20 protein-coding genes and 1 other RNA gene are annotated in these 16,806 nt (G+C 64.4%); 13 read left to right on the top strand and 8 right to left on the bottom strand.

Annotated features, from left to right (window positions below; translation table 11 throughout):
• Positions 1–134: 134 nt before the first annotated feature.
• Positions 135–541, top strand: an RNA gene (rnpB, locus tag Ahu01nite_RS03770) — RNase P RNA component class A.
• A gap of 508 nt (positions 542–1,049) precedes the next feature.
• On the opposite strand, the gene Ahu01nite_RS03765 is transcribed toward rnpB, so the two are convergent.
• Complete coding sequence (locus tag Ahu01nite_RS03765; protein ID WP_203834933.1) at positions 1,050–2,054, bottom strand: response regulator transcription factor; 1,005 nt, start codon at positions 2,052–2,054, stop codon at positions 1,050–1,052.
• A complete protein-coding gene (locus tag Ahu01nite_RS03760) occupies positions 2,054–2,962 on the bottom strand; it encodes a GHKL domain-containing protein (protein WP_203834932.1) in 909 nt (302 codons plus the stop codon). Before Ahu01nite_RS03760 ends, Ahu01nite_RS03765 begins: the two co-directional genes overlap by 1 nt.
• A 218-nt stretch (positions 2,963–3,180) precedes the next feature.
• Here Ahu01nite_RS03760 and Ahu01nite_RS03755 point away from each other — a divergent pair, with 218 nt between their 5' ends.
• The 7 genes from Ahu01nite_RS03755 (at position 3,181) to Ahu01nite_RS03725 (ending at position 7,936) form a co-directional block, all read left to right on the top strand.
• Positions 3,181–4,089, top strand: coding sequence for a serine/threonine dehydratase (locus Ahu01nite_RS03755; RefSeq protein WP_203834931.1), 909 nt, complete (start codon positions 3,181–3,183; stop codon positions 4,087–4,089).
• Entirely contained in the window at positions 4,053–4,781 is a 729-nt protein-coding gene (locus tag Ahu01nite_RS03750; protein WP_203834930.1) for a hypothetical protein, read from the top strand. The genes Ahu01nite_RS03755 and Ahu01nite_RS03750 overlap by 37 nt, the downstream gene beginning before the upstream one ends.
• A gap of 93 nt (positions 4,782–4,874) precedes the next feature.
• Positions 4,875–5,261 (top strand): YbaB/EbfC family nucleoid-associated protein, encoded by a 387-nt coding sequence (locus tag Ahu01nite_RS03745; RefSeq protein WP_203834929.1) that lies wholly within the window; start codon positions 4,875–4,877, stop codon positions 5,259–5,261.
• Positions 5,258–5,566: a type VII secretion target gene (locus Ahu01nite_RS03740; RefSeq protein WP_203834928.1), complete on the top strand. Its 309-nt coding sequence runs from the start codon at positions 5,258–5,260 to the stop codon at positions 5,564–5,566. The genes Ahu01nite_RS03745 and Ahu01nite_RS03740 overlap by 4 nt, the downstream gene beginning before the upstream one ends.
• Entirely contained in the window at positions 5,566–6,588 is a 1,023-nt protein-coding gene (locus tag Ahu01nite_RS03735; RefSeq protein ID WP_203834927.1) for a hypothetical protein, read from the top strand. The genes Ahu01nite_RS03740 and Ahu01nite_RS03735 overlap by 1 nt, the downstream gene beginning before the upstream one ends.
• The gene (locus tag Ahu01nite_RS03730; RefSeq protein ID WP_203834926.1) at positions 6,585–7,175 is read left to right on the top strand and encodes a DUF6346 domain-containing protein; all 591 of its coding nucleotides are present in this window, start codon (positions 6,585–6,587) and stop codon (positions 7,173–7,175) included. The genes Ahu01nite_RS03735 and Ahu01nite_RS03730 overlap by 4 nt, the downstream gene beginning before the upstream one ends.
• Positions 7,176–7,294: 119 nt before the next feature.
• On the top strand, positions 7,295–7,936 hold the full coding sequence (locus tag Ahu01nite_RS03725) for a DUF2625 family protein (protein ID WP_239158596.1): 642 nt from the start codon (positions 7,295–7,297) through the stop codon (positions 7,934–7,936).
• Here Ahu01nite_RS03725 and Ahu01nite_RS03720 read toward each other — a convergent pair.
• Complete coding sequence (locus Ahu01nite_RS03720; RefSeq protein ID WP_275411696.1) at positions 7,930–8,295, bottom strand: NUDIX hydrolase; 366 nt, start codon at positions 8,293–8,295, stop codon at positions 7,930–7,932. The two genes, Ahu01nite_RS03725 and Ahu01nite_RS03720, sit on opposite strands and share 7 nt — an antisense overlap.
• A 26-nt stretch (positions 8,296–8,321) precedes the next feature.
• Positions 8,322–8,624, bottom strand: a complete 303-nt coding sequence (locus tag Ahu01nite_RS03715) for a GNAT family N-acetyltransferase (protein ID WP_203834924.1) — start codon at positions 8,622–8,624, stop codon at positions 8,322–8,324.
• Between the two features lie 189 nt (positions 8,625–8,813).
• Between Ahu01nite_RS03715 and Ahu01nite_RS03710 the strand changes: the two genes are divergently transcribed.
• Both Ahu01nite_RS03710 and Ahu01nite_RS03705 read left to right on the top strand, forming a co-directional pair.
• Positions 8,814–9,392 carry a hypothetical protein gene (locus Ahu01nite_RS03710; RefSeq protein WP_203834923.1) on the top strand — a complete coding sequence of 193 codons (579 nt, stop codon included), beginning with the start codon at positions 8,814–8,816 and terminating at the stop codon, positions 9,390–9,392.
• 255 nt (positions 9,393–9,647) lie between these two features.
• Positions 9,648–10,370, top strand: a complete 723-nt coding sequence (locus Ahu01nite_RS03705) for a hypothetical protein (RefSeq protein WP_203834922.1) — start codon at positions 9,648–9,650, stop codon at positions 10,368–10,370.
• Between the two features lie 79 nt (positions 10,371–10,449).
• On the opposite strand, the gene Ahu01nite_RS03700 is transcribed toward Ahu01nite_RS03705, so the two are convergent.
• The 3 genes from Ahu01nite_RS03700 to Ahu01nite_RS03690 form a co-directional block, all read right to left on the bottom strand.
• Positions 10,450–11,505 (bottom strand): type I glyceraldehyde-3-phosphate dehydrogenase, encoded by a 1,056-nt coding sequence (locus Ahu01nite_RS03700; protein WP_275411698.1) that lies wholly within the window; start codon positions 11,503–11,505, stop codon positions 10,450–10,452.
• A gap of 659 nt (positions 11,506–12,164) precedes the next feature.
• Positions 12,165–12,497 carry a hypothetical protein gene (locus tag Ahu01nite_RS03695; protein WP_203834920.1) on the bottom strand — a complete coding sequence of 111 codons (333 nt, stop codon included), beginning with the start codon at positions 12,495–12,497 and terminating at the stop codon, positions 12,165–12,167.
• A gap of 155 nt (positions 12,498–12,652) precedes the next feature.
• Entirely contained in the window at positions 12,653–13,276 is a 624-nt protein-coding gene (locus Ahu01nite_RS03690; protein WP_203834919.1) for a DUF4232 domain-containing protein, read from the bottom strand.
• A gap of 159 nt (positions 13,277–13,435) precedes the next feature.
• On the opposite strand from Ahu01nite_RS03690, the gene Ahu01nite_RS03685 reads away from it, so the two are divergent.
• The 3 genes from Ahu01nite_RS03685 to Ahu01nite_RS03675 all read left to right on the top strand — a co-directional run bounded on the left by Ahu01nite_RS03685 (position 13,436) and on the right by Ahu01nite_RS03675 (position 15,999).
• Positions 13,436–14,578 (top strand): ABC transporter permease, encoded by a 1,143-nt coding sequence (locus tag Ahu01nite_RS03685; RefSeq protein WP_203834918.1) that lies wholly within the window; start codon positions 13,436–13,438, stop codon positions 14,576–14,578.
• A 96-nt stretch (positions 14,579–14,674) separates the two neighbouring features.
• Positions 14,675–15,289, top strand: coding sequence for a GTP cyclohydrolase II (locus Ahu01nite_RS03680; protein ID WP_203834917.1), 615 nt, complete (start codon positions 14,675–14,677; stop codon positions 15,287–15,289).
• 128 nt (positions 15,290–15,417) lie between these two features.
• Positions 15,418–15,999 (top strand): M15 family metallopeptidase, encoded by a 582-nt coding sequence (locus Ahu01nite_RS03675; protein ID WP_239158593.1) that lies wholly within the window; start codon positions 15,418–15,420, stop codon positions 15,997–15,999.
• Here Ahu01nite_RS03675 and Ahu01nite_RS03670 read toward each other — a convergent pair.
• Complete coding sequence (locus Ahu01nite_RS03670) at positions 15,996–16,796, bottom strand: class I SAM-dependent methyltransferase (RefSeq protein ID WP_203834915.1); 801 nt, start codon at positions 16,794–16,796, stop codon at positions 15,996–15,998. The genes Ahu01nite_RS03675 and Ahu01nite_RS03670 overlap by 4 nt on opposite strands.
• Positions 16,797–16,806: the final 10 nt, after the last annotated feature.

The raw sequence follows: 16,806 nt of genomic DNA, 5'->3' as shown, positions 1-16,806 counted from the left end.
CGGGCTCTGCCCGGGCTCTGCCCGGGCTCTGCCCGGGCTCTGCCCGGGCTCTGCCCGGGCTCTGCCCGGGCTCTGCCCGGGCTCTGCCCGGGGTCGGTGGGCGGGGGAGGTCCCGTAGGATGGTTGGCGACGGACGAGTTGGCTGGGCGGTCGCGTCGGTGTCACCCTCGGGCGGCGCCGCCGAGGAACGTCCGGACTCCTCAGAGCAGGGTGGTTGCTAACGGCAACCCGGGGCGACCCGCGGGAAAGTGCCACAGAGAAAAGACCGCCGGCACGCTAGTCGCGCCGGTAAGGGTGAAACGGTGGGGTAAGAGCCCACCAGCACCCCGGGCGACCGGGGTGGCTCGGTAAACCCCACCCGGAGCAAGGCCAAGCAAGGCCCCGACCGCAAGCGAAGGGCCGGCGCAGGGTTCGAGGGCTGCTCGCCCGATCCTGCGGGTAGGCCGCAAGAGCATGCCGGCAACGGCAAGCCGAGATGGATGACCGCCCAGCGGCGAGCAATCGCCGCGGACAAAATCCGGCGTACAGGCCAACTCGTCCGTCACGTACTTGGTCACAGCCCTATACATCGGGCTCTGTCTGCGCTTTCGAACGTGAGTGCTGGTCGACGTTGGTCGATAGTAATTATCGTCCGCAGAGCCGTGATGGGTCTTGAGAAGTTCGACATGGGGACCGCCCAGTGGTGGCATCCCGTCGCGCAGGCTCTCCCTGCCGGGCCGCGCCTGCGTATTGAAAGGGTGGAGCGTTCTACCGCAGTAACGGCTTTCGCCACCCAGGTGCGGCCTGGTCGCATTCGGTGTGCGAGTGGTTGTTCTACCGGGCCAAGCATCCCAGAGCCGCCGAGGGTCCACGGGCAAGTAGCCCACCGGTAGCCGGAGGCTTGCACAGGGTCGTAGGCCGGAGGCACTGCTGGCCGGAGGCTCTGCCGGGTGGCGGAACGGCCAGCGCATCCCGGAGCCGTAGTCGCTTGGTGTCGAACGATCGAAGCCCTATTGCTCCCCACAGGCCTGCTCGGGGCGCCCCCGCACGGTAGGAGCGCAACGCGAGGATCATGCTGACACGTCGTGTATTCCCGTCAGAGTAACCCTTGGCGATGAGCCGTCGCTTAGGTAGTCAATTTGGCGTGACGCATACCGGCTGCTCGGAATATAACTGTCGATCTTAACTAATGCTTTGTGTTGGCAAGTCGAGCAGTGACTCAGGAGGAGACTTCTAACTAAAAAGAATACTGGTGCAACTTCATACGAACGGGCAGCCACATGGACCTGATTGGGGTCTGACGGTTCGGCCGGAAGTGACACTTTCGTTCGGGCGGTTGTCTTGGATCGCCGCTCAGTAACCGTCTTGAATTCGTGTGACTCTGTGATGTCAGCCTTCAATTTGCTCGCGAGCTTCGTAAGCTTCCCTGCCGTAACCCCGATCTCGCTGCCAAGAGTTACGCTCGATTTAGATATTTCTTCCTCAGTTTCTTTCCATTCCACTTCGTAAGTAATCTCTTTCTCTACGCCTGCGTCGATATTGCCGAATGAATGCCAAGACGATGGCGATACGAAAGCGTCATCCAGCTTTTCGCGAGAAAGAAGATAAAAAGCGATTCGTTCACCAAGCAGCGGAAGTCCAACTCGTACCTCAAATAAAGGCTTGCCGACATCCTCTGCGTTGAAGGAAGACGTTAATTCGGCCTCATATTCGAGCAACTGGTCCTGAACTGTGCCGACTAGTGTTGAGCGCCAGGAGTCTTTTCGCAGGAACTTAGTGACACCGTCCTCATATGCTTCGATGATCTCAGACTCACCTGCTCGGCCGCTAAGTATGATGACGCGCACGCGTTGGTCGAGTTGATGAATGCGACGCATGAGCTCTGTGCCGGTGATCTCCGGCATGCGTTGATCAATAACCACTACGCGAATAGCGTTTCGTGCTACTAGTACGAGGGATTCTTCGAAGCTGTCAGATGCATGTGTGCGAACGTGCAATTGGTTGCGGACCACGCGGGCATAACCCTCTGCAAGTGTTAGATCATCATCTACAAATAGAACTTCGAAATCGTCCATTACGAACTCCGGCTCGGGAGTGTAAGTTTCGCTACAAACTCGTTGTCAGTTGTGTCCATGTGAAAACTGGAATTCCTAATACGCTGCAAGAGCGTGCTAACAGTCTGAAGGCCTACTGCCTCATGAGACTTCCCTTGCTTATTGCTCTTAGCGCTGCGAGCAGCACTCAACGCCTCAATAGGGCTGTCGCACATATTGCGCACTGAAATATCGACTAATTCGTTTCGGCGCTCGAAATCAACTTTTACAACAGAGTTCTCGGGCGCTGACTCTGCTGCATTCTGTAGCAAAGGAAGCAATATAGCCACAATGAAATAGTTTTCATAGCCAGCGATCTTGTTCGGTAGAGTGGCGGAACAATGAATTTGCCGTAGCTCCGCTTGGTCCCGTGCAGCATAAAACGTCGCCCTAACCAACTCAGATAATTCTCGTACATCTATTTCGTCGATCTCAATAAGTGAGGTTAGTGATCGATATGTGCGCAGCACTGCCCACGAGATTTCAATCGACTGGCCAACTTGCTTAAGGATTTTCCGTTCAGTGTCATCAATTCTCTCAGACTTTGAAAGCGTCTCTACGGCCGTCTCTATTTGAGCCAGCGGCGTGTTGAGGGAATGATTTATTTCCTGTACTAGCTTACCGGCGGGTGTTCCCGCGATCAGTAAACGGTCTTCCTCTAATACTTGATTGATAACGGCTTGAGTCGAATGTAAAACGACCTTTGCCGAATTCCGCTGGCCAACGCGGACATCATCCAGCCGCTCAACGAGGTCTTGGTACCGGCTCTCCAGCGTCCTCGACTCACGTCGGCGTCGGCGTGTCTCGCCAGAGAGCCACGCCGTCATCGCGCCAGCGACCGTCGCAAAAAGAAGACCGAACGCTCCCGTCAACCACTCAAAGTTGGCCACAATGTTGAAGATACTGGAGGAACGCCATCCGGGGTCGTCAGCGCAAGCGCCGATCCCTGTGCGAGTTCGCCTGCTGTTCATCGTTCGGGCCCATCACTCGGGACTGGCAAACAGCAAGAGAGCATCACCTGTGCAGCTGGCGCGGCCGGCGCCGAATCCGGACCTCACCCGGGGGAGAGCAGGGATCGGGACTGTTCGGGGTCGTGTAGAACGGACAGGTGATTTCTCGTGAGGCGATTGAAGCTGCAGCTCAGCGCATCCAGGGCAGGGCTCGTACCACGCCCGTCCTCCATGCCGGGGATGTGATTTACAAGCTTGAGCTGGTGCAGCATGCCGGATCGTTCAAGACCCGCGGGATGCTCAACAAGGTCTTGACCGCGGCCGAGCAAGGGCTGCCCGAGGCCGGCATCATCGCCGCGTCAGGTGGTAACGCGGGCCTGGCGGCGGCCTATGCGGCGCGTGAGGTGGGTGCCCCGGCTGAGATCTATGTGCCGGTGACGGCGCCGCAGGTCAAGGTGGCGAAGCTGGCCAAGCTTGGTGCCCGGGTTACTCAGATCGGCAATGAGTACGCGGAAGCGTACGCAGCCGCCGTGCTGCGCGCGGAGGAGTCCGGGGCGGTTTTCTGCCATGCGTACGACGATGCTGACATGGTTGCCGGGAACGGGACGCTTGGGTTGGAGCTGCTGGGGCAGGCCGACTTCGACACCGTTCTGGTGGCGGTTGGCGGCGGTGGGTTGATTGCTGGGGTTGCGGCGGCTCTGCATGGTGAGAAGAAGGTGGTTGCCGTGGAGCCGGGTTCTGCTCGGGCACTGAATGCCGCGCTCGAGGCGGGGGCGGCTGTTGACGTTCCGGTTTCGGGGGTGGCGGCGGATTCGCTGGGGGCTCGGCGGGCCGGGCGGATTGCGTACGAGACGGCGGTTGAAGGGAAGTTGACGTCGGTTCTGGTTGAGGACAAGGCGATTGTCGACGCTCGGCGGTATCTGTGGGACGAGTATCGGCTGGCGGTTGAGCATGGGGCGGCGGCTGCGCAGGCTGCTTTGACCTCGGGGGCTTATCGGCCTGAGGCCGGCGAGCGGGTGGTGGTGTTGTTGTGCGGGGCGAACACGAATCCCTCCGACCTCAGCTGACGCTGATCGGCAGGGTCCGGGAACAATGCGAGGCTGATCTGCGGCTGGATGCCGCGCTGATGTACGGGTCGTTCGCTCAGGGCAGCGCCGACGAGCACAGTGACATCGAATTCTGGCTGTTCTTCGCCACCGATCCGGGCGACCCCGTGGCCTGGATCGAGGCTGTTGCCCCGCCGCTCTACGTTGTGCTGAACGAGTTCGGAGCGCATGTCGCGTTCTTTCCGGGGCTGATCCGCGGCGAATTCCACTTTGCCACGGTCGATGACATCGCCTCGGTCGCGTCGTGGCCGGCCGCGCCGATCGTGGCTCTCGTGGACCGTCACAACCGCCTGCCCCAGCCTGCGGCGGCGGTGGATTTCGGCGCCGACCTCTGCGGGCGGTTCGCCAATTGGCTGCTGCTCGCCCATCACGTCGGCCGGCGCGGCGAACTGTTACGCCAGAAGGATGCCCTTGCTCACGCGCAACGACATCTGCTGTGGATGGCACGGCTCGCGGCGGGTCGCACCGAGCATTGGCTGACGCCGTCGCGGTGCGCCGAAACCGAGTTGGATGCTGCGGTTGTGGCGCGCTTGGGGCGTACATATATGGATGTGAGGCTGGCTTGGCAGGTCGGGCGAGACCTGTGGCGGGAGCTTGACCCGAACCCGCCTCAGGCCCTTTTCGACGAGCTCGACCGGGCGCTCGGCAGCTGACCGGTTCGACCGGTTCACCCATGTTGACCTGCGGTTGGGCGAGTTGACCAACGGATCTTGACGATTAACATCTCCCGCACGGGGAGGTACGTCGTGAACCAGGTACCGGATGATCTGCTGCATTCTTTTGAACTCAAGGCGATGGAGCAGGCGGAGCGTGCGCAACTGCTGAGCCGTCGCATCGAACAGAACGTCGCGACGGTCGAATCGCCCGGCGGGGAGGTTCGGTTGACCGTGGACTCGAGCGGTGGGCTGGCCGGGTTGAATTTCGGTTCGGCTGCTGAGCGGCTTCCGCTGGAGCGGCTGGGCGAATTGGTGCTGCGGACGTCGCGTCAGGCTCAGGCCAGGCTCGCGGAATCGATGAACGATCTGATCTCGGACGTCTACGGCCGCGATTCGGAAACCGCGCGGTTCGTGGCTCGGACGTACGCGGAGCGCTTCCCGGAATCCCAGGACGACGAGGGTTCCGGCCGTCCATGAGTCAGCCGAACATCGAAATCTCGACCGAGTCCGTCCTCAGGCACGCCAATGCGGTCGACGACATCGCTGACATGATCAACGATGGATTGGTCGGGGCCTCGGAGGTTCAGGCCAGCGCCAGTTCTTACGGTGTATTGGTCGGCCCGCTCTTCACAAGCCTGCTGAACCCGTTCCAGGATCACGCCGTTGGTGAGCTCAAGGCGTCGGTGACCGCGACTCAGGCGCTGGCCGACACACTGCGGGCGATGGCCGGCGACTTCGCCCTTACCGACCAGGAAGTCGCCCGCCGATTGGAAGGCGCCTGATGGCCGAGTACGGGCCGATCTATGCTCCCGAGGCCTCGACCAACTGGTACGAGGGCGCTGGGATGCTCGAATCTGTCATGGGTGTCATCGACGGATGGCAGAACGCGGACTGGCTCAGTGTGGGCGCGAACGCCTTGTCGACGGGACTTTCGGCCATCGGCGCCATCATGGATCCGTTCCAGGCGATTTTCGCGGCCGGGGTCGGCTGGCTCATGGAACACGTGTCGTTCCTGCGTGAACCACTCGACTGGCTGGCGGGAGACCCCAAGGAGATCGAGGGTCATGCGATGGTCTGGCGCAATATCGCCGGCCGCGTCAACCTGGCCGCCGAGACCTACACCGGCGAGGTGAATTCAGCAGCCGCAGACTGGACCACTATCGCCGCAGACGCATACCGGGCACGCGGAAGTCGGCACGTCGAGGACATCCTGTCGCTGAGCAAAATCAGCGAGGGCATGGCTCGGGCAACGCTGATCGCCGGAGCCATGGTCGGCGTTGTCCGTAACACTGTCCGGGACGTTATCGCCGAGGTCGTCGGGGCGGCCATCTCGAAAGCACTCCAATCGTTGCTGGTGGTCACCATCCCCAAGGTCGTCGCGGAGGTCGGCATTCTGGTCGCCAAGTGCTCGGCGCAGATTCTCCAGCTGTTGAAGCGTCTGACCACGGCGATCTCGTCGCTGGGGAGCAGCATCAGAGGGCTGTCAGGGATTCTCGACAACATTGCCACCTCGCTGCGAGAGGGCACCAACGCGAGCGTGATCCTCGGCGCCTACCGGGCTCAGGCCGGGATGGAACAAATGGCACGAGGTCCGTCGAGCGGGTTACGCGACAGCTGGAGTGCCTACCAGGAGGCCTTCAAGACGATCAGCCAGGGCCATGCCGCAGCCCACGGCGTGACCGAAACCGTGGTCAAAGAGACGATCAAATCGGCGGCGGTCAACAACGGCATCCAGAACAGCGGCGCGACCGGCGACAAGCTGCCCGACTCTCCCGATCCCGCCAATGTTCGGCTGCCGTTGTGACTGATCCTCAGGACCGCATCCGGCAGATCCAGGAGGAACTCGCCGAGCTTCAGCGCCGGAACGACGAGGAGTTCAGCGCGCCGGCTCCGGCTGTCGTTCGCGGCAGGATCAGAGGGTGGCCGTTCGTCGGTCTGATGCTGATCGGCATCTTCGTTTTCGGAGAGCTTTCACTGACCGTGCAGGGCTACACGAATCCCGATTTCCGGGACCGCGATCTGACCGGGCAGGCCACCGTCGTTTCCTGTGAGCGGCATGGCCCCATCGGGTACGGCATCGGTTACTGGGATCGGTGCACCGCGGACATCGTCTGGGACGGTGGGTTCGCGGAGCGGAAGACTTTCACCCGGCGCAACTTCCTCGGGGACGATGAGGTCGGCAGGACGGTGACCATCGGGCGGGGCAGCGGGTTCAAGGGCGGTGGGTACACCTACTCGCGGCCTGAGTTGCCGAACCGGCCACTCGTCACGGCGGCCGGGGTGGTTCTGGCGCTTCCCGCTGTGATCCCCGCTCTGCTCCTCATTCTTGCTGTCCTCTTCTCGGCTCGCGACGGGCTGCAGAAACTGATCGGTCGCGGCCGAGCTCGCTGACACCACAGTCGATGCGGCGCCTGCGGATCTTGGGCGCCGAACCGGTTCAGGATTGTGGGTGGGTACCCTTTAGACTGCGCCGATGTCACCGCGTATCGCCTGGGTCCCCGCTGGTTCCGTTGTTTTCCCGGCGTTCATCCGGCGGTTGGCGCGGGCTTCCGATGTCTGATTCCTGGCCTGAGATCGTCAGGGCGATATCGGCGGCGCCCTATCCCGCGACTGCGCTGCCGGTTGACCCGGCGCGTTCGGCGGCCTGTCTCAAGGCGCTGGGGGTGACGACGAAGTCGTGGCTCGGGGCTGTGGTGGCGAACTCCGGGGGGATTCTGGTCGACCACGGGTGGATCAGGGTGCTGGGTTCGGGCGATGGGGTTCTTCCGGATGTGATCTCCCAGACGGACTCGCAGACCGGTGCGCTGATCGCCGCCTATGACATTTTGGGCGGGCAGTTCGCGTGGTTGCCGCCGGAGCAGGGGGCGCGGCCGAGTATGCATTATTTTGCGCCGGACACCCTGGAGTGGGAGAACCTGAAGCAAGGTTACGGCGAATGGCTCAGCGCCGTCATCGCGGGTGGCATGACCGGATTCTACGAGACGCTGCGGTGGCCCGGGTGGCAGCAGGAGGTCGCCACGCTGAGCCTTGACCAGGGACTCAGCACGTGGCCGCCGCCGTTCACCACGGAGGGGAAAGACCTTGCCACGGTCACCCGCAAAGCTGTTCCGATGACGGAACTGCTGTCGTTCTACACCGGCATGCCTCAGTAGATCTCACCGGAATCGGCGAGCCTCCGGATCACCGGATGCAGGCCGGGCGCACACTTTTCGAGGTCCGCCGATGTGAACCAGGCGGCCTCGGCTATCTCGTCGGCGGGATGCGGATCGCCTTCGCCGGGGCCGGTGAAACAGATGAGCCGGACCGTTCCGGGGCGGCCGTGCGCGGGCTCGACGAACTCTGCGAACGGTTGCAGGGTGGCGGGGTCCAAGCGAATGCCGGTCTCTTCCGCGACCTCACGGATGACCGTTCCGGCCGGCGATTCTCCCGCTTCCGGCGTTCCGCCGGGCAGATAGAACACGTCAAGCCCATGCGTCCGTACGACCAGAAGTCGCCGATCGCGCACGCACACCCAGACGACGGCAGTGATCTCCGGTGCTATTTGACCCTCCTGGTGGAGCGGGCCACGAGCTTCTCGTACTCGGGGTGTTTGTCGAGCCAGCCACTGAGGAACGGGCAGATCGGCACGACGGTCCGGTTCTTGGCCCGGGCGTCCTCCATGGCCGCCTTGGCCAGCGCCGACCCGACACCCTGCTCCTCGAAGCCGGGGTCGACCTTCGTGTGCGTGTACGCGACGATGCCGCCGGTCACCTGGTAGGTCAGCACGCCTGCCAGCGCACCCTCGTCATCGTGCGCCTCGAAGCGCTCCTTCTCGGGCACGTCGGTAACGGTGAAACTCACCCCGCCATCCAACCATGACTGCTTCGAACCGTTGTGTGCCCAGCCGGGTCCGCTTCGGCTGAACATCGGATCTCCCGCATGGCGCGGGCGCCCAGCCCCGATCGTCGTGATCATGACCTGGGGTACGTGCGTTACCTGGCGCTTTGACCGTTTGCCGGAGCTCTCGCGACGAACCTAGGGTCTGCCGCCGTGGATCAACTAGCCAGCGCCTACCTTCTTCGCCAGTACCAGGACGCCGGGAAAGGGTTCGACGGCATTCATCAGATGCTGCTGCCGCACCTGCGGGAGAACAGAAAGACGGAACCCCGGCCGGCGGATTTCCGGCGGCTGGCGTCGGACATCGGTCTGTTGGGTGTCGCGGACTACCTCGGTTCGGGTTTTTACTCGCCGAACTTCGTCATAGACGAGAGCGTCCTGCTGTCGTACGCCCGGCTGGACAACGAAACCGTCGGCGCTGCCCTGGTTGACGCGGCTGGTGACAGCGCTTGTCAGATAATCGTGTCCTCATTGGCGTACCTGTGGATCGCACCTGCCCTGCGTGGCACCGAGGATGAGCAACGGGCCTATTACCTTCGGGCGCTCGGCGGGAGTGTGCGCGAACTGACCATCAGCCAGGTGGAAATCATGTCCCGGCTCGACACGGGTGAACGCGCCGACATCGTGCACACGGCGTTGCTGGGTCTGCAGTATCGATGTGTGATCGGGACGCTGAATCCGGGGGCGTACCACCGGCTCGGCTACCTGCGAACGGTCAACCTCTCCGTGTGAGACACGACTCCCTTAAAGCCGTCCTCGTCGAATCAAGGTGATCCATATTATGCGCGGCGCCACGCGAGGTATTTCTCACTGCTCATGGCTTTCACCGTCCAGACACAAATCACGTCTTGGATGCAAACCTTCAGGACTCGTAGCTCCAGCCATGTGGCCCCAGCGTTCACCCGCTAAAGAGGCCTGAACAGCTTGATGTCGGACTCGTTTGGGGGGCTGTGCCATGGTGGCTGCACCCAAGCTTGAAGGAGCCGTATGGAACCTAAGAATCTTCCCGACAGGCTGACCGATCTAGTTGCGCGGGCGGTGAATGGCGGCGCAATCGCGCCCGGCGTTGTAGCCGCTTGCCAAATCGGTGCGATCGGTCTCGACGTGCCGCCCGAGGTTGGTCTAGCAGTAGGTACCGTAATCGGGGCTGCCATCGGGTCTGCTTCGGAGGAGATGGTCGACGTTATGGTGAGGATGCATCTGACAAAGATCGAACGAGTCGCAACGTTCAACGAAGAGTTCGAGGCCGCCGGTCTGTATCTAGATGAGGTAATCAGCGAAGCAGTTGAAAACCCCGACAGGCTAGACGTTCTGGCAGGAATGATCGCAACGGCTGCCAGTTCTAGGAATGCTGACAAGATCAAGCTGCTTGCACGTGCGTACATCGCGAATGCCTACAGCGACGACAATCTTGACAACTTGGCCATCCTCAGGGGGGCACTACAGGAGATTGAGGGCCCGCACCTCAGGCTCATGTCGGTGATTGTTGCCAACCCCAATCTTGAGGAGAGCGCCCTCCTTGCAGCCAATCCCCTTATCGCTTCATCGTTCCATGTCCTTGTCGGCAGGCTCCAGTCCATCGGTTTCGCGCGACCGCGGTCGCCGCAGTACAGCGACGGTGTTCTTTCTGTCGACGACGAACCTGTTTGGGCTCTCACCCGATCCGGAGAAGAAGCCATGTCCTATCTAGGTAGTGGTGCAGCGGACTAGAGGTGAGCCCATAGACCATCCTGCGCAGCAGAGGGGTCATTTGGTCCTATCGGCTTGGATCAGGCAGCAGATGCAGCCTTCAGGCGGCGGCGGGGTGGAGGCGGGCGCCGGCTCGGGCTGGTTCTCGTTGGCCCAGGAGGCGGGTCAGGTCGAGGAGGCGGTGGGAGAAGCCCCATTCGTTGTCGAACCAGCCTCGGACTTTGAGGCGGCCGTCGGTGGTGGTGCGGGTGCCGGCGGGGTCGAACATTACTGAGGCGGGGTTGTTGAGGACGTCTATGGAGACTGTGGGGTCGGGGTCGTAGTCGATGAGGCCTCGCATGGGGCCTGCGGCGGCTTCGGCCATGGCGGTGTTGACCTCGTCGATGGTTGCCGGGCGGTCGATGAGGCCGCTCAGTTCGGCCAGGGAGCCGATGGGGGTGGGGACGCAGTAGTAGGTGTGGCAGATTTCGCCGAGGCGGGGGAGGGCGACGCTGACCAGCTCTCCGGCGACGTGGTCGTGGGGGATGATGCTCTGGTTCATGGCGCGGCCCAGGCGGGGGTCGTTGCGGGAGGTGCCGGTCGACTGGTCGTGGCCTTTTTGCCAGCCTTGGATCGCCAGGACCACGGAGGTGTTGACGCCGTGGAGGCCGAAGCGGTCGAGCAGGACCTTGGCCATCATGGAGAGGGCGTTGACGCCGCAGGAGGCGGGGGAGACGACGTCGTGGCGGGCCGGGTCGTACGTGTCGTGGTTGGCTCCCCAGATCAGGAAGGCGTCGGGGGTGTCGGCGGAGGCGCTGATGAGGACCTTGCGGGCGCCGCCGTGGGTGATGTGGTCGCGGGCGACGTCGCCGGTGCGGAAGCGGCCCGTGGCCTCGATGACGACGTCGACGTCCGCGTCTGACCAGGGGATGCGGCTGGGGGACTGTTCGTGGAAGACGCGGACGGGGCGGTCGTTGACGATCAGGCGGCCGGGGCGGGACTCGACCGTTCCGGCGAAACGGCCGCGGAGGCTGTCGCGTTTCAGGCCGTACGCCAAACGGTCGGCCGGGGCGATGTCATTAATGGCGGCGACCGTGATTCCGGGATCGGCGGCCTGGCTCACGATACGCATAACGGATCGTCCGATACGGCCGAATCCGTTGATGCCCAGTCTCACAGTCACCAGAACTCCTCGGGGCCGCTGATCAAAAGGATGTGACCATGCGGAAAACGTACCCGTGAAAAACCCGCGGTCACATACCAGACACTATGAGTGTGCAAGTTGCACGTCAACCGGAGTGCCCGGAGTGGATCCTCACAGCCGGGTGCCCGGGTGGTGGGGCGCGGGAGGGGCCTGATAGTCCTCTGCGGACAGTGCCTTTCACCTGCCGATTCGGCCGTTTCCGAACCGGTTGGTCAGTGTTCGGGTGCCTCGCTCGGGCCCTGGCGGGGCCGGAGGGGGTGCGACGTCGCGGCCGAGCGGGTTCGCGGGGTGTGACCAAATCGCCTGTCACGCTGCGCGAAGCCGTGTAATGCCTGGTGAATGCTAATGGGATGCATTCTGCGGCGCCGTTGTGCCAACTATTTCAGGGGCGGCCGGGATCGGCTCCGCGAGACGCCGGAAGCGGGATTCGCACAGTGCGGCGTCCGTTTCGCGAAAGCGGATGACGCATTTCGCGCGTCCGGGATCACATCAGGACGCGATCACCGCGCGGACGCGATCACCGCGCGGACGCGATCACCGCGCGGACGCGATCACGCGCGGGCCAGGACGGGAACGCGCCGGCGCGGATCAAGCCAGGCGGATCAAGCCGGCGCGGATGAGGCCAGGGCGGATCAGACCAGGATGCTGAGCGACTCCACGGCCGCGGCGGTGAAGTAGTAGACGGCGTGGCCGTGGTGGCGGCTCAGCAGGCGGCCGACGCGTTCGCGGTCCGCGCGCACGGCGGGGACGATGAGCAGCACGTGGCCCTGCTGACGCCCTTCGAGGTAGAGATTCATGATGGTGGTGTCCCGCCCCCAGTCCTGCAGGCGGCACCTGTCCGGCTGCTCCGGGCGTACGGAAGAAGGGGCGAAACCGGCGGCCAGCAGCGACGTGACCGCGGCCGCGGCCTGCGCACGGTCGGGGAAGAGCCCGGCGACAGCGTCGATCGGACGAGCGATTAACATCGGGGATCGCCTCCAGCACCCACCAAGTTGCCCGCAGACTATGGCGGGGTGAGTGCTGTCCGGAACTCGGCAGGCGGATGCCCGACAGAAGTGCATCAGACCTGTCGCCGTAGCGGTGAAACACGCATGGCGACAGGTCTGCGACAAAGTAGTGCTTACCAGGCGACAACGCCCTGACGGATCGGCTGCAGCGACCCGATCCGCAGCGAGCCCATCGTGATGTTGCTCTTCTCGGGCGCCGGGAATCCCTCGAGCTCGGCGGGCTTGCCGTCGGTGTCCGCCTCCAGGCTGAACTGGAGCGAGTTTCCCGCCGGGCAGTCGCTGCTGCCCTTGTCGCAGCTCTCCCACTTGATACCGGCCCAGGCGGAGCTGCCCGCCTTGAGCGTGGTCGGGGTCGGGGCGCCGGGCTGCTCGACCTTCTCGGTCTTCACCTCGACGACCTCGCCGAGGGCGTTCACGAGGGAGAACGAGGCCCAGCCGTCGACCTCGCACACGCTGCCGCCGTCGTTCGTGAGCTGGACCATCGCGGTGCTGGTGCTGCCGCCCTCCGACGGCTGCATGGCGACGACCGCGGACATGTCCTGCGTACGACACGCGCCGATCTTCTTGCCCGCAGGGGCAGCAGGGCCTTCAGAAGCGGTGGGGGAGGGAGAAGAAGTGGTGGGGGAGGGCGAAAAGGCGGTGGGGGAGGGAGCCGTGGTGCCGGCGCAACCTGCCGCTACGGCGGCGATGGCGACCGCCGGCAGGAGGCGGAGCAGTTGGCGGGCGGTGGAGCGCATGGGGGAGATCCCTTCGTAGCTGACCTGACAGCTGAAGCCTGCCCTGCCGCTTACGGCATTGATCGCCCCTTGTGCCCGGCTGGCACGAATCGGGGAGTGGGAGCCGAGCGTTGTCGAGAAACGGTCCCGGGGTGGGTTGATGTCCGGAATGCTGAGGGGATGGCCGAGGAGGACATTCAGATCAAATCGGTACGTCAGTTCCGCCGGTTCGCGCTGGTGGTTTGCCTCGCCGGTGCTGCCGTGCAGCTCGGGCTCACCGCCTATTACCTGGGCATGGGGCATGCGGCGACGCCGCGTGACGTACCTGTCGGACTGGTTTCGCCGCAGAGCAAGGAGGCGGCGGTGGTGCAGTTGCTGGAGAAGGACGGGGTCTTCAAGGTCACGGTCTACAAGTCGATGCTGGACCTCGACATCGGGATCCACCGCCGGGAGATCTACGGCGGGGTGGACGTCTCCGAGGCGCAGCCGCGGCTCTACATCGCCAGCGCTGCCGGGTCCGCGGCCGCTGCTCTGCTGCGTAACACCTATCTCAGTGTCATCACGCAGCAGAACACCGAGCAGCTCACCGCGCTCGCCAAGGAGGGCGAGACCATCTCCGTCGCGCAGGCGCAGCTGCTCGCGATCCCGCCGCCGATCACCGATTCGGTGCCCCTGCCCGCCGATGACGTCAACGGCGCCTCACTGGGCTTTCTCACCCAGGCGCTCGCGCTCGGCGGCACCATCGCCTCGGTCGGGCTCGGGCGGCTCATCCCGCGCACCCGCCGCTCCTGGATTAGAGCGACAGGCCACCTCACCACCTTATTTGTGTACGCCCTGAGCTCGGCCGCCGTGGTCATGTGGTCGATGAGCTGGTTCGGCGTCGGCACCGAGGCCAACCACACGCACCTTTTCTTCATCTTCGCCCTGCTCTCGCTCGCGATCACGGCCTCGACGGCGGGGGCGGTCGCCGTGCTCGGTCCCGGCGGCGCGCTGCTCGGGATGCTCTACTTCACGTTCGGGACGGTGATCTCGGGTGCCAGCATCCTGCCGGAGTTCCTGCCGGACTTCGGCCGGGTCGTCGGCGAGCACCTGCCGACCGGGGCCGGCGTGCAGGCGGTTCGTGACGATCTCTATTTCCCGGCAGCGCCGCTGACCGCGCACCTGCGGGTGCTGGCGCTCTACGCGGGCATCGGGTGCCTCCTTGTGCTGGTCACGAACCTGCTGCCGAACCGCAGCGACCGCATCTCGGAGCTCGATCTGGAGGTCCGGGACCGGATCGAGGGCAACGACGTGCACGAGCCCGCGACAATTCCTTCGCTGTGACTTGATCCGTTGTGACGTTTGGCTCGTGGATCCCTTAACAAGTGCGGGGTACGGTCGATCCGTACTTGAAGCATCAAGTGCTAAGGGAGTCGCAGCATGTCTCTGGGTATTCGCAGCCGCGTCACCGTGCCGCTCAAATTCGCGGACGGGTACGCCACGACGGCCGAAGTGATCACCTTCGACGGGCTCGCCGACGGCAAGGAGCACCTCGCGCTCGCCCTCGGTTCCCCGGCGCCGGGCAGTGTGCCGCTCGTGCGGCCGCATTCCGAGTGCATGACCGGTGACGTGTTCGGATCGGAGCGCTGCGACTGCGGCCCGCAGCTGCGCGAGGCGGTGGAGCGGATCACCGAGACCGGGGGCTACCTGCTCTACCTGCGGCAGGAGGGGCGCGGCATCGGCCTCTACGCCAAACTCGACGCGTACGCGCTGCAGGACCTCGGCATGGACACGTACGAGGCGAACCGGGCGCTCGGGCACGCCGACGACGAACGTGACTACACGGCGGCGGCGCAGATGCTCAGCGTGCTCGGTGTCACCGAGGTCGACCTGCTGACCAACAACCCGGACAAGGCCACCCAGCTGCGCACCCTCGGCGTGGACGTGCGCGCGGTCCAGCCGACCGGCGTGCACGCCTCCGACGCCAACGTGCGTTACCTGCAGGCGAAGGTGTCGCACACCGCGCACACGATCGACCTGCCGCTGGCGGTCTGACTTCTGCGGTTGCCGCTCAGGGATCGTTCGGTTGCGCCGAAGAGAACAGGCAACGGCCTGACTGACTTGGGGGCAACGCTGTGGGGATCGAGGGCGTCAACAGTCGCATCGCGAGCATCCAGAGTCGCATGATCGCGCTGCAGACCCAGCAGGCGGCGAAGCCCGCAACGACCTCGACCACCACCGGCGCCACCACGGGCACCACAGCCTCAGGGGCATCGTTCGCCACGGCTCTGGCGAGTGCGATGGGTACGCAGACCGGTGCGGCCGCCGTCGCCCCCGCGGACAAGTCGTACACGTTGAACAGCAAGGGGATTCCGGCCGAGCTCGCCGCGTACGGAAATGGCAAGATCCCTGCTTCGGCGCTGGAGAAAGTCGGCAGCACCGGCCACAAGCTGTGGGCGCCCGCCGCCCAGAACCTGAACCAGATGATCGCCGACGCCAAGACGCAGGGCGTGACCATCGGGATCACCGACTCGTACCGGCCCTACGAGGAACAGGTCGACCTCGCGAAACGCAAGGGCCTCTACTCGCAGGGCGGGCTGGCCGCCAAGCCCGGCACCAGCGAGCACGGCTGGGGCATGGCGACCGACCTCGACCTGAACTCCAAGGCGCAGGCCTGGATGCGGGAGAACGGCGAGAAGTACGGCTTCCACGAGAACGTCCCGCGGGAGCCGTGGCACTGGGCGTATCGCCCGAAGACCTCCTAAGCCTTGAGGATCAGCTCGCCGTGCAGCAGGGACATCCAGCCGTCCGGGTCCTGTGACCAGGTGAGCCAGCCGGCGGAGATGCGGTCGAGGTCCTCCTGCTCGGCCGCGCCCGAGGAGAGGGCCTGGCGGGCCATGTCGGACTTGAGGATGCGGTCCGCCCATAGCGTGCCCCACCAGGTGCGGTCCTCATCGTTGGCGAAACACCAGGTGCTCGACGTCGCGGTCACGTCGGTGAAGCCGGCGGCGTGGGCCCAGGAGAGCAGCCGGCGACCGGCGTCGGGTTCGCCACCGTTGGTACGGGCTACGCGTTCGTAGAGGTCCAGCCATTCGTCGAGCTCGGGCAGCTGGGGGAACCAGGTGAAGGCCGCGTAGTCGCTGTCGCGGACCGCGACGATGCCGCCGGGCCTGGTGACGCGGCGCATCTCGCGCAGGGCCTGGACCGGGTCGCCGACGTGTTGCAGGACCTGGTGGGCGTGCACGACGTCGAACGTGTCGTCGGGGAAGTCGAGGGCGTGCACGTCGCCGACCGCGAAGTCGACGTTTGCCAGGCCGCGCCCCGCGATCTCGGCGCGGGCGAGGCCCAGTGCCCCGTCCGTCATCTCGAGGGCGGTGACGCGCCCGGGTGTGATCTGCGTCGCGAGGTCGGCGGTGATAGTGCCGGGCCCGCAGCCGACGTCGAGCAGGGTCGCGCCGGAGGTCAGGTGGGGCAGGAGGTGGCCCGCCGAATTTTCTGCGGTGCGCCAGCGGTGGGAGCGCAGGACCGATTCGTGATGCCCGTGGGTGTAGACAGCAGCCATGTCTGCGACG

Source organism: Winogradskya humida (assembly GCF_016862215.1).
GTDB classification, from domain to species: domain Bacteria; phylum Actinomycetota; class Actinomycetes; order Mycobacteriales; family Micromonosporaceae; genus Actinoplanes; species Actinoplanes humidus.
The sequence above is the reverse complement of the archived record's forward strand: the minus strand, read 5'-3'. Positions and strand labels throughout refer to the sequence as shown.

Excerpts from the sequence above, each read along its gene's own strand:
- Ahu01nite_RS03680 (WP_203834917.1), top strand. The coding sequence starts at position 14,675 with ATGTCTCTGGGTATTCGCAGCCGCGTCACCGTGCCGCTCAAATTCGCG.
- Ahu01nite_RS03765 (WP_203834933.1), bottom strand. The coding sequence starts at position 2,054 with ATGGACGATTTCGAAGTTCTATTTGTAGATGATGATCTAACACTTGCA.
- Ahu01nite_RS03705 (WP_203834922.1), top strand. The coding sequence starts at position 9,648 with ATGGAACCTAAGAATCTTCCCGACAGGCTGACCGATCTAGTTGCGCGG.
- Ahu01nite_RS03690 (WP_203834919.1), bottom strand. The coding sequence starts at position 13,276 with ATGCGCTCCACCGCCCGCCAACTGCTCCGCCTCCTGCCGGCGGTCGCC.
- Ahu01nite_RS03735 (WP_203834927.1), top strand. The coding sequence starts at position 5,566 with ATGGCCGAGTACGGGCCGATCTATGCTCCCGAGGCCTCGACCAACTGG.
- Ahu01nite_RS03740 (WP_203834928.1), top strand. The coding sequence starts at position 5,258 with ATGAGTCAGCCGAACATCGAAATCTCGACCGAGTCCGTCCTCAGGCAC.
- Ahu01nite_RS03670 (WP_203834915.1), bottom strand. The coding sequence starts at position 16,796 with ATGGCTGCTGTCTACACCCACGGGCATCACGAATCGGTCCTGCGCTCC.
- Ahu01nite_RS03685 (WP_203834918.1), top strand. The coding sequence starts at position 13,436 with ATGGCCGAGGAGGACATTCAGATCAAATCGGTACGTCAGTTCCGCCGG.
- Ahu01nite_RS03675 (WP_239158593.1), top strand. The coding sequence starts at position 15,418 with ATGATCGCGCTGCAGACCCAGCAGGCGGCGAAGCCCGCAACGACCTCG.
- Ahu01nite_RS03695 (WP_203834920.1), bottom strand. The coding sequence starts at position 12,497 with ATGTTAATCGCTCGTCCGATCGACGCTGTCGCCGGGCTCTTCCCCGAC.